Here is a 9,328-nt window from a genome sequence, read left to right on the forward strand (position 1 = left end):
GCTGATGGCAGTCGTGCCGGCAGCGCATGCGGAAGACAAGGTGGTGGTGTTTGCCGCAGCCAGCCTCAAGGACGCGCTCGACGCGGTGAACAAGGCCTGCGAGGCCGATGTCGGCGAGGCGGCGACTGTCTCCTATGCCGCGAGCTCGGCGCTGGCCAAGCAGATCGAGGGCGGGGCGCCTGCCGACGTCTTCATCTCGGCCGATCTCGACTGGATGAAATATCTCTCCGACAAGAAGCTGACCAAGCCGGACACCGAAGTGAAGCTGCTCGGCAATCAGATCGTGCTGGTGGCGCCGAAGGACTCGGCGGTCGACACCAGGATCGAGAAGGGTTTCGACCTCGCCAAGCTGATCGGCGACGGCAAGCTCGCCATGGGAGATTTCAAGGCGGTGCCGGCCGGCAAATACGGCAAGGCCGCGCTTGAATCGCTCGGCGTCTGGTCCTCGGTCGAGGGCAAGGTGGCGCAGGCCGAAAACGTGCGCGCGGCGCTGAAACTGGTTTCGACGGGCGAAGCCGCCCTTGGCATTGTCTATGCCACCGACGCGCATGCCGAAAAGGGGGTCAAGGTGATCGGCACCTTCCCGGAGGATTCGCATCCGCCGATCATCTATCCGGTTGCCCAGACCGCCGATTCGAAGGACAAGGATACGCCGGCTTTCCTGAAATGCCTGCAGTCGGCCAAGGCGGCCGCGCTGTTCAAGGATCAGGGATTTACCGTGCTCGCGCCGAGCAACTGAGTTCCAAGGGGCACTATGAACTGGCTGCTGGACCTCACTCCCGACGAATGGAATGCGGTCCGGCTGTCCATCAAGGTGGCAACGGTGGCGATGCTCGCCAGCCTGCCGCCGGGCATCTTGATCGCGCTTCTGCTTGCCCGGGGACAGTTCTGGGGCAAGACGGTTCTCAACGGGCTGGTGCATCTGCCGCTGATCCTGCCGCCGGTGGTGACCGGCTATCTGCTGCTGCTCACCTTCGGCCGGCGCGGCCCGGCCGGTGCCTTCCTGGCGGAGCATTTCGGCATCGTCTTCTCCTTCCGCTGGACAGGTGCGGCGCTGGCTTGCGGCGTCATGGGCTTTCCCCTGATGGTGCGGGCGATCCGGTTATCGATCGAGGCGGTGGACCGTAGGATGGAAGCGGCGGCGGGAACGCTCGGCGCCAATCCGCTCTGGGTGTTTGCCACCATCACGCTGCCGTTGATCCTGCCCGGGCTGATCGCCGGCGCCATCCTGGCCTTCGCCAAGGCGATGGGCGAGTTCGGCGCCACCATCACCTTCGTTTCCAACATTCCCAATGAGACGCAGACATTGCCGTCGGCGATCTACACCTTCACGCAGGTGCCGGGTGGCGATGAAGGGGCGCTCCGCCTGACGCTGATTTCCATTGTCATCTCCATGGCAGCACTTGTGGCTTCGGAGGTGCTGGCGCGGCGTGTCGGCCGGCGGCTGGACATCGAATGAGCGTTCTCGTCGACATCAGCCATCGGCAGGGCGGTTTCGCCATCGGCGCCCGCTTCGAAAGCGCCGGGCGGCTGACGGCGCTGTTCGGAGCGTCGGGGTCGGGCAAGACGACGCTGATCGGCATGATTGCCGGGCTGATCCGGCCCGACAAGGGACGCATCGAGGTTGACGGCCGTGTGCTGGTCGATACCGGTGCCGGCATTTTCGTGCCGAAGCACAAGCGCCGCATCGGCATGGTGTTCCAGGACGCAAGGCTGTTTCCGCATTTGAGCGTTGCCGGCAATCTTCGCTACGGCCGCTGGTTCACGCCGCCGGCGGAGCGCTACGCCGATATCGATGCCGTCGTCGACCTGCTCGGCATCGGGCCGCTCATGAACAGGCGGCCGGCAAAGCTCTCAGGTGGCGAGAAACAGCGTGTGGCGATCGGCCGGGCATTGCTTGCCAGCCCCAGACTGCTGCTCATGGACGAACCGCTGGCCTCGCTCGACGAGGCGCGCAAGGCCGAAATCCTGCCCTATGTCGAAAGGCTGCGCGACGAGATCAAAATCCCGATCGTCTATGTCAGTCATTCGGTCGCCGAAGTGGCGCGGCTGGCCAGCGACGTGGTGATGCTGGCGCAGGGCAATGTCGTTGCCAGCGGGCCGACCGAGGCGGTGATGCAAAGGCTCGACCTGTTGCCGGCGGAGGAGCGCGGTGAGGGCGGCGCCGTGCTGGACACCAAGGTGCTGCATCACGACGAGAGTTTCGGCATGACCGTGCTCGGCTCGGCTGCGGGCGAGCTCCGGGTGCCACAGCTGGCGATGAAGACAGGTACGCCGGTGCGCATCCGTATCCGCGCCCGCGATGTGATGATCGCCACCGAAAAGCCGAGGGGTCTCAGCGCGCTCAACATCCTGCCGGGAACCATTACCGCGATGAGCCCCGGCGAGGGACCGGCGGTCGAGGTCGGTATCGACTGCAATGGCGCAACCGTGCTTGCCCGCATCACCGAACAGTCGCGGCAGGCGCTGAAGCTTCATCTTGGCGGCAAGGTTTTCGCGGTGATCAAGACGGTGAGCTTCGATCGGGCGAACACCGGCGCCGGCCTGCCCGCCGAGACGGGTGGATGATCCCGCTATGTCTTTTTGGAATAGCGGTTTCGCCAGGGAGCTTCTAGTATGATGTTGGGATGTGACCGCGGAGAGCAAAGATGCCGTCGCTGAGCTTGCGGATAAATCTCGATCCCGACGGGCGCGTCGGGCCGGGCAAGATCAAGCTCCTGGAACAGATCGCCGCCTTCGGCTCCATCTCGGCCGCCGCGCGCGGCATGGAGATGTCCTATAAGCACGCCTGGGACCTGGTCGAGGACATGAACCGGGTATTCGGCAAGCCGCTGGTGGCGGCACAGACCGGCGGCCGCAAGGGCGGCGGCGCACAGTTGACGGCGGTCGGCCTGGCAGTGGTCAGCCGCTTCCGCGCCATCGAGCGCGCGGCGGCGGCCGCGGCAGCGACGCATATGGAGGCGTTGCAGGCGGAGATTGAGGCTGGGTGAGGGAGTAGGGCAGTAGGGCAGTAGGGCAGTAGGGCAGTAGGGAGGCATTCGCGTGCTGTCTTCCAACACAAAACGTCATTCACCTACTCCCCTACTGCCTTACTCCCCTATTGCCTTCCTATTCGGGCTTGCGCAGCAAATAGCTGTCCATGATCCAGCCCTTCCGCCGACGAGCTTCCTCTCGAACTTTTTCGATCTTTGCGCCGATGTCACCGATCCTGCCGGAGAGGGTGATCTCGTCTTCCGTTCCGAGATAGGCGCCCCAATGGATGACGACATCCTTGTCGGCCAGCGTGTTGAAGGCGCATTTGCCGTCCAGCAGGACGACCGCGCTGCCGGCATTGTCCGGCATGCCTTCTTCGGTCAGGCGGCGGCCGGTGGTAATGAGGACGGAATCGCCGATGCGGTTCAGCGCCATCTTGTGGCTGGCGGCAAGTGCCTGGACGGCGGTGATGCCGGGGATGACCTCAAGCTCGAACGCCACATCGCCTCGCAGGCGCACGCGCTCAAGGATGCGCAACGCGCTGTCATAGAGCGAAGGGTCGCCCCAGATCAGGAAGGCGCCGCAGCCGTCGCCTGCAATCTCGTCGCGGATCAGGCCTTCGTAAATGGCGGCGATGGCTTCATGCCAGTCATCGACGGTCGAGCGGTAGGAGGGCGCCGGCCCATCTTCTACCGGGAGGTCGCGCACCGGCACGTCGAATTCGACGCGCCGCGACTTCGGATTGGTGACGAAGCGGTCGCAGATCTGACGGCGCAGTTCGGCCAATTCATTTTTTTTCGCGCCCTTGTCGGGAATGAACAGCACATCCGCCTGGTTCAGGCCTGATATGGCCTGAACGGTCATGTGGTCGGGATTGCCGGCGCCGATGCCGATGACGAGAAGCTTGCGCATGGGCGAACTCCTGCCCGATCGGAACCCGTTAGTCCAGACCGCGCTGGCGCGTGTCCAGACCGCGCTGGCGCGTGTCCAGACCGCGCTGGCGCGTGTCCAGACCGCGCTGGCGCGTGTCCAGACCGCAGTCCATCTCCCTTTGGTGCGTCCGCGGATACGGAAGGGCTTTGAACGCCACATTGAAACGGCTAGGGTCCTGCAGGCATTCCAGCCGAGGGGGCTTCCATGTTGCGATATGTTCTGACCGCCGTGCTGGCCTTGTCGTCCGCACCCGCTTTCGCCAATGATTCGGTTGCCGAACTTGGCACCGGCGGCCTGATCCTGTCGCGCAGCGATGCCGTGGCGATGCAAAGCGAGGACCTTTTCATCTCGCCGGAAAAGGTCACGGTCGACTATGTCTTCCACAACAACACCGATCAGGATGTCCAGGCCATCGTCGCCTTCCCGATGCCCGACATATCGGGCAATCCCGAAGAAATCCCGGCGATTCCTGAAAATCAGAGCGATAATTTCCTCGGTTTCGAGGTGACGATCGACGGTGTCGCCGCAAAGCCGCAGCTCGAGCAGAAGGTGTTGGCGCTCGGCATCGACATCAGCGCTGAGCTGAAGGCGCAAAACGTGCCGTTCTATCCTTTCGGCGATGCGGCGAAGGCGGCGCTGGCGAAGCTGCCGCAAGCGGTTGTCGATGACTGGGTCAACCGCGGCATCATCATCGAGGACACCGGCAGCGACGGCACCGAGACGAGCAAGGTCTACACCCCGTTCTGGCAATTGCGTTCGACCTACTGGTGGCGCTCGACCTTTCCGGCCAACAAGGACGTCCATGTTTCCCACCACTACAGACCGAGCGTCGGCGGCACGTCTTCGGTCAGCTTCTTCTACGACGGCAAATTCCAGGGTCAGTATGCGGCCTACAAGACCCGGTATTGCATGGACGGCACATTCGAAAATGCGGTGCGCAAGGCGGCCAAGGACGACCCTGACGGCTACCCCAAATATTTCGAGAGCCGCATCGCCTATATCCTGACCACCGGCGGCAACTGGGCTACGGGCACGATCGGCAAGTTCAAGCTGACGATCGACAAGGGCAATCCGAAAGCCCTGGTCTCGTTCTGCGGCGACAATGTCAAAAAGACCGGACCGACGACCTTCGAGATGACGGCGGATGATTTCTACCCCGAGCGCGACATCGACATCCTGATCCTCGAGCCGACGGGCGAAAATTGATGCATGTCGCAATCTACGTTGCCATTGCCGAGAACGGCGTGATCGGGCGGGACGGCGGGCTCCCGTGGCGGCTCTCCACCGATCTCAAGCGCTTCAAGGCCGATACGATGGGCAAGCCTATCATCATGGGCCGCAAGACCTATGAGGGCATCGGTCGACCGCTGCCGGGCAGGTTGAACATCGTCGTGACCCGCGACGAGACCTGGCGCGCCGAGGGCGTCGAGGTGGCACATTCGCTCGAAGCCGCGATCCAGCTGGCGACGGTGCGCGGGCGCGGCATGGCCGATGTCGACGAGGTGTGCGTCATCGGCGGCGGCGAAATCTATGCCCAGGCCATGCTGCTGGCCGACCGGCTGCACGTCACCCATGTGCTGGCAGCGGTCGACGGCGACGCGCATTTCCCGCCGATCGATCCCGATTCCTGGCGCATTGTCAGCTCGCAGGACGTCCCAGCCGGGGAAAAGGACAGCCACCCGACGCGCTATTCGGTTTACGAGCGGCGTCGCGAGAGACATTGAACGAAAAAAGAGCCATTGAAGGAAGACAAAGGGTCGCGACTGGACCAAATCGGACGAAGTCGGAAGCGCATCGCGTTGAAAGCGCCCCGTGGCGTGCCTATAGAAGAACAATACTGGATTTTGCGCCGTAATGCCGGCGCTTGAGGGAATTCCAAGCGAAAGGACATTCATGCCCTGGAACGACAAAAGCGGCGGTGGCGGCGGCCCATGGGGTGGCGGCGGCAACAATCAGGGACCCTGGGGGCAGGGTCCAAAAGGACCGAGCGGGCCGCAGGGCTCGCCTCCCGATCTAGAAGACATCATCCGCCGCGGCCAGGACCGGCTGCGGCGCGCTCTTCCGGGCGGCGGCGGCGCGAGCCCGGCTATCTTCGCGCTGATCGCGGCTGCACTTGTGGTGCTGTGGGCGTTCAAGGCGGTTTACACCGTGCAGCCCGATGAGGTCGCGGTCGAACTGCGCTTCGGCAAGCCGAAGACCGAACTGTCGCAGCCTGGCCTGCATTTCCATTGGTGGCCGCTCGAAACCGTCGAGACGGCCAAGATTTCCGAGCAGCTCGTCGATATCGGCGGTGGCGGCGCGACAAGTGGCAATACGTCCGGGCTGATGCTTACCGGCGACCAGAACATCGTCAACGTCCAGTTCTCCGTGGCCTATCAGGTCTCCGACCCGCGCGCGTATCTGTTCGATGTGTCCGATCCCGACGGCATGCTGCGGCAGGTTGCCGAAAGCGCCATGCGTGAAGCCGTCGGCCGCCGGCCGGCGCAGGACATCTTCCGCGACGACCGCCAGGGCATTGCCGCCTCGGTGCGTGAGATCATCCAGACGACGCTGGACGGCTACAAGGCCGGTCTCAACGTCAACGCCGTCTCGATCGAGGATGCGGCACCGCCACGCGAAGTGGCCGATGCGTTCGACGAGGTGCAGCGCGCCGAGCAGGACGAGGACAAGTTCGTCGAGCAGGCCAACCAGTACTCCAATCAGAAGCTCGGGCAGGCGCGCGGCGAGGCCGCACAGATCCGCGAAGACGCGGCCGCCTACAAGAACCGGGTCGTGCAGGAAGCCGAGGGTGAGGCGCAGCGCTTCATCTCGGTCTATGACGAATATGCCAAGGCGCCCGATGTAACGCGCAAGCGCCTCTACCTGGAAACCATGGAGAAGGTTCTGAAGGATTCGAGCAAGGTCATCGTCGAGCAGGGCAACGGGCAAGGGGTCGTTCCCTATCTGCCGCTGCCGGCATTGCAGCCGAAAGCGCCGGCACCGGCCGCCCCCGTTACGGGAGGTAACCAGTGATGGCCAACCGTCTTCCCATCATCGTCGTCGCAGCAGCGGTTATCCTGTTCCTGCTCTATTCGTCGGTCTTCGTGGTCAATGCGCGCCAGCAGGCGCTGGTGCTCAGGTTCGGTGAGATCGTCGACGTCAAGAGCGAACCCGGCATCTACTTCAAGGCGCCGTTCTCGTTCTTCGACGCCGACACCGTGCAGCTGATCGAGAACCGGGTGCTGCGCTTCGATCTCGACAACATTCGCGTCCAGGTCTCGGGCGGCAAGTTCTATGAGGTCGATGCCTTCATCGCCTATCGCATCTCGGATCCGCGGGTCTTCCGCGCCGCGGTGTCCGGTCAGATCGAACTGGCCGAGGCCCGGCTCAGGACGCGTCTCGACGCTGCCTTGCGCCGTGTCTATGGTCTGCGTGATTTCGAGGCAGCACTCTCCGAAGAGCGCGGCGTGATGATGCGCGAGGTCCGCGACCAGCTCAGGCCCGATGCCACATCGCTCGGCCTGCAGATCGAGGATGTCCGCATTCGCCGCACCGATCTCACGGCCGAGGTCTCGCAGCAGACCTTCGACCGCATGAAGGCGGAACGCCTTGCGGAAGCTGCCCGGCTGAGGGCGCGCGGCAATGAGGCGGCACAGCGCATCACCGCCCGCGCCGATCGCGAAGTGGTCGAGATCGTCGCCGAAGCCCAAAAAGAGTCGGAAATCCTGCGCGGCGAGGGCGAGGCCCAGCGCAGCGCCACCTTCGCGGGAGCCTATCAGCGCGATCCGGCTTTCTTCGACTTCTACCGGTCGATGAATGCCTATGGCACGGCGCTGGACAACACCGGAACGACGATGGTGCTGTCGCCGAACTCGGAGTTCTTCCGCTTCTTCCGCAATCCCGACGGCAGCGAGGGATCGGCAAAGCCGGCTTCGCCTGCGCCAAACGCTCCGGCGACGGCACCCGCCGCGCCGGCGGCACAGCCCAGCACCGGCCAGTAGCGGCCGGTGCAGGATTTTCTTGCCGCCATGGGCCTCGTCCTCGTCATAGAGGGTCTGGTCTATGGCGGCTTTCCCGGCCTGGCCAGGAAGCTTGCCACCGAAGTGCTGTCGCTGCCCGAGAACGCGCTGCGGATTGCCGGGCTGGCGGCGATCGCGATCGGCGTCGGCATCGTCTGGCTGGTACGAGGCGCATGAGGGCGGCGATGATTTATCCTCTGCCGATAGTCATAGCCGCAAACGTGCCGTATTTTTTGCCAACATGGCGTGACGCGGCGTTTTCGTCGAAGCGCTTTTCTTTTCAAGAATACCGGGAGGCTTCTCGATGACATCCAATACAATTTTGCGCGCGGCGCGGCGGACATTCATCGCCGGCGCGGCGGCACTTCTTGTCAGCGCCGTCGCTGTCCCGTCCTTCACGGCGCCGACATTTGCCGCCGATGGGCCCGCTTCGGTCGCCGATCTGGCGCAAGGCCTGCTCGGCGCGGTGGTCAACATATCGACCTCGCAGACGGTCAAGGGTACCGAAGGCCCGGGCGCGGTGCCGATGCCGCAATTGCCCGAGGGTTCGCCCTTCCAGGATTTCTTCGACGATTTCTTCAAGAACCGCGGCGGTGACAAGGACAACGGCTCGCAGAAGGTGCAGTCGCTGGGCTCCGGCTTCGTCATCGATGCCGAGCAAGGCATCGTCGTCACCAACAACCATGTCATTGCCGATGCCGACGACATCGAGGTCAATTTCTCCGATGGCGTCACCTTGAAGGCGACGCTGGTCGGCACCGACACCAAGACCGATGTCGCCGTGCTCAAGGTCGATCCGAAAGGCCACAAGCTGACGGCGGTAAAGTTCGGCGATTCCACCAAGATGCGCGTCGGCGACTGGGTGATGGCGATCGGCAATCCGTTCGGCCTCGGCGGCACGGTGACGGTCGGCATCGTCTCGGCCCGCAACCGCGACATCAATTCCGGCCCCTATGACGACTTCATCCAGACCGATGCCGCGATCAACCGCGGCAATTCCGGCGGACCGCTGTTCAACAGCGCGGGCGAAGTCATCGGCATCAACACGGCGATCATCTCGCCATCCGGCGGCTCGATCGGCATCGGCTTCTCCATCCCGTCGCAGCTCGCGTCCGGTGTCGTCGACCAGTTGCGCCAGTTCGGCGAGACGCGGCGCGGCTGGCTCGGCGTGCGCATCCAGCCGGTGACCGACGACATCGCCGAAAGCCTCGGCATGGCGACCGCAAAGGGTGCGCTGGTTGCCGGCGTGATCAAGGGCGGCCCGGTCGACAATGGCACGATCCAGGCCGGCGACGTCATCATCAAGTTCGACGGCAAGGATATCCATGAGATGCGCGACCTGCCACGTGTCGTCGCCGAAAGCCCTGTCGGCAAGGCGGTCGACGTGCTGATCGTGCGCAAGGGCGTTGAACAGACGGTGAAAG

The 9,328-nt window shown here is 63.9% G+C and carries 11 protein-coding genes; 10 read left to right on the forward strand and 1 reads right to left on the reverse strand.

All coding sequences use genetic code 11. The features are described from left to right. Window position 1: 1 nt before the first annotated feature. The 4 genes from modA to EN949_RS28775 all read left to right on the forward strand — a co-directional run bounded on the left by modA (window position 2) and on the right by EN949_RS28775 (window position 2,990). Window positions 2-739 (forward strand): molybdate ABC transporter substrate-binding protein, encoded by a 738-nt coding sequence (gene modA, locus EN949_RS28760; RefSeq protein ID WP_245472529.1) that lies wholly within the window; start codon window positions 2-4, stop codon window positions 737-739. A 15-nt stretch (window positions 740-754) separates the two neighbouring features. Continuing rightward, window positions 755-1,459 carry a molybdate ABC transporter permease subunit gene (gene modB, locus EN949_RS28765; RefSeq protein ID WP_063168280.1) on the forward strand — a complete coding sequence of 235 codons (705 nt, stop codon included), beginning with the start codon at window positions 755-757 and terminating at the stop codon, window positions 1,457-1,459. Next, window positions 1,456-2,568, forward strand: a complete 1,113-nt coding sequence (gene modC / locus EN949_RS28770; protein ID WP_127366950.1) for a molybdenum ABC transporter ATP-binding protein — start codon at window positions 1,456-1,458, stop codon at window positions 2,566-2,568. The genes modB and modC overlap by 4 nt, the downstream gene beginning before the upstream one ends. Before the next feature lie 80 nt (window positions 2,569-2,648). Beyond that, window positions 2,649-2,990: a winged helix-turn-helix domain-containing protein gene (locus EN949_RS28775; RefSeq protein ID WP_063168278.1), complete on the forward strand. Its 342-nt coding sequence runs from the start codon at window positions 2,649-2,651 to the stop codon at window positions 2,988-2,990. Between the two features lie 118 nt (window positions 2,991-3,108). Here the strand turns inward: EN949_RS28775 and cobF are convergent, their stop codons facing one another. Further along, window positions 3,109-3,885, reverse strand: a complete 777-nt coding sequence (gene cobF / locus EN949_RS28780; protein WP_013531027.1) for a precorrin-6A synthase (deacetylating) — start codon at window positions 3,883-3,885, stop codon at window positions 3,109-3,111. A gap of 225 nt (window positions 3,886-4,110) precedes the next feature. Between cobF and EN949_RS28790 the strand changes: the two genes are divergently transcribed. The 6 genes from EN949_RS28790 to EN949_RS28815 form a co-directional block, all read left to right on the forward strand. Then, window positions 4,111-5,112, forward strand: a complete 1,002-nt coding sequence (locus EN949_RS28790; RefSeq protein ID WP_063168277.1) for a DUF4424 domain-containing protein — start codon at window positions 4,111-4,113, stop codon at window positions 5,110-5,112. Beyond that, window positions 5,112-5,630: a dihydrofolate reductase gene (locus EN949_RS28795; protein WP_013531029.1), complete on the forward strand. Its 519-nt coding sequence runs from the start codon at window positions 5,112-5,114 to the stop codon at window positions 5,628-5,630. Before EN949_RS28790 ends, EN949_RS28795 begins: the two co-directional genes overlap by 1 nt. 169 nt (window positions 5,631-5,799) lie before the next feature. Further along, window positions 5,800-6,918 carry an FtsH protease activity modulator HflK gene (hflK, locus tag EN949_RS28800; RefSeq protein WP_013531030.1) on the forward strand — a complete coding sequence of 373 codons (1,119 nt, stop codon included), beginning with the start codon at window positions 5,800-5,802 and terminating at the stop codon, window positions 6,916-6,918. Beyond that, window positions 6,918-7,886 (forward strand): protease modulator HflC, encoded by a 969-nt coding sequence (locus EN949_RS28805; protein WP_063168276.1) that lies wholly within the window; start codon window positions 6,918-6,920, stop codon window positions 7,884-7,886. Before hflK ends, EN949_RS28805 begins: the two co-directional genes overlap by 1 nt. Before the next feature lie 6 nt (window positions 7,887-7,892). Beyond that, the gene (locus tag EN949_RS28810; protein WP_013531032.1) at window positions 7,893-8,081 is read left to right on the forward strand and encodes a DUF2065 domain-containing protein; all 189 of its coding nucleotides are present in this window, start codon (window positions 7,893-7,895) and stop codon (window positions 8,079-8,081) included. 127 nt (window positions 8,082-8,208) lie between these two features. After that, a partial coding sequence (locus tag EN949_RS28815) for a Do family serine endopeptidase (RefSeq protein WP_127371858.1) occupies window positions 8,209-9,328 on the forward strand: 1,120 nt, incomplete at its 3' end.

Origin of the sequence: Mesorhizobium sp. M7A.F.Ca.US.007.01.2.1, from assembly GCF_003998165.1 — a bacterium.
Lineage (GTDB): Bacteria > Pseudomonadota > Alphaproteobacteria > Rhizobiales > Rhizobiaceae > Mesorhizobium > Mesorhizobium ciceri.

Bases quoted from the DNA above. Each gene is read 5' to 3' on its own strand.
- modB (WP_063168280.1), top strand. From the start codon at position 755: ATGAACTGGCTGCTGGACCTCACTCCCGACGAATGGAATGCGGTCCGG.
- modC (WP_127366950.1), top strand. From the start codon at position 1,456: ATGAGCGTTCTCGTCGACATCAGCCATCGGCAGGGCGGTTTCGCCATC.
- EN949_RS28775 (WP_063168278.1), top strand. From the start codon at position 2,649: ATGCCGTCGCTGAGCTTGCGGATAAATCTCGATCCCGACGGGCGCGTC.
- cobF (WP_013531027.1), bottom strand. From the start codon at position 3,885: ATGCGCAAGCTTCTCGTCATCGGCATCGGCGCCGGCAATCCCGACCAC.
- EN949_RS28790 (WP_063168277.1), top strand. From the start codon at position 4,111: ATGTTGCGATATGTTCTGACCGCCGTGCTGGCCTTGTCGTCCGCACCC.
- EN949_RS28795 (WP_013531029.1), top strand. From the start codon at position 5,112: ATGCATGTCGCAATCTACGTTGCCATTGCCGAGAACGGCGTGATCGGG.
- hflK (WP_013531030.1), top strand. From the start codon at position 5,800: ATGCCCTGGAACGACAAAAGCGGCGGTGGCGGCGGCCCATGGGGTGGC.
- EN949_RS28805 (WP_063168276.1), top strand. From the start codon at position 6,918: ATGGCCAACCGTCTTCCCATCATCGTCGTCGCAGCAGCGGTTATCCTG.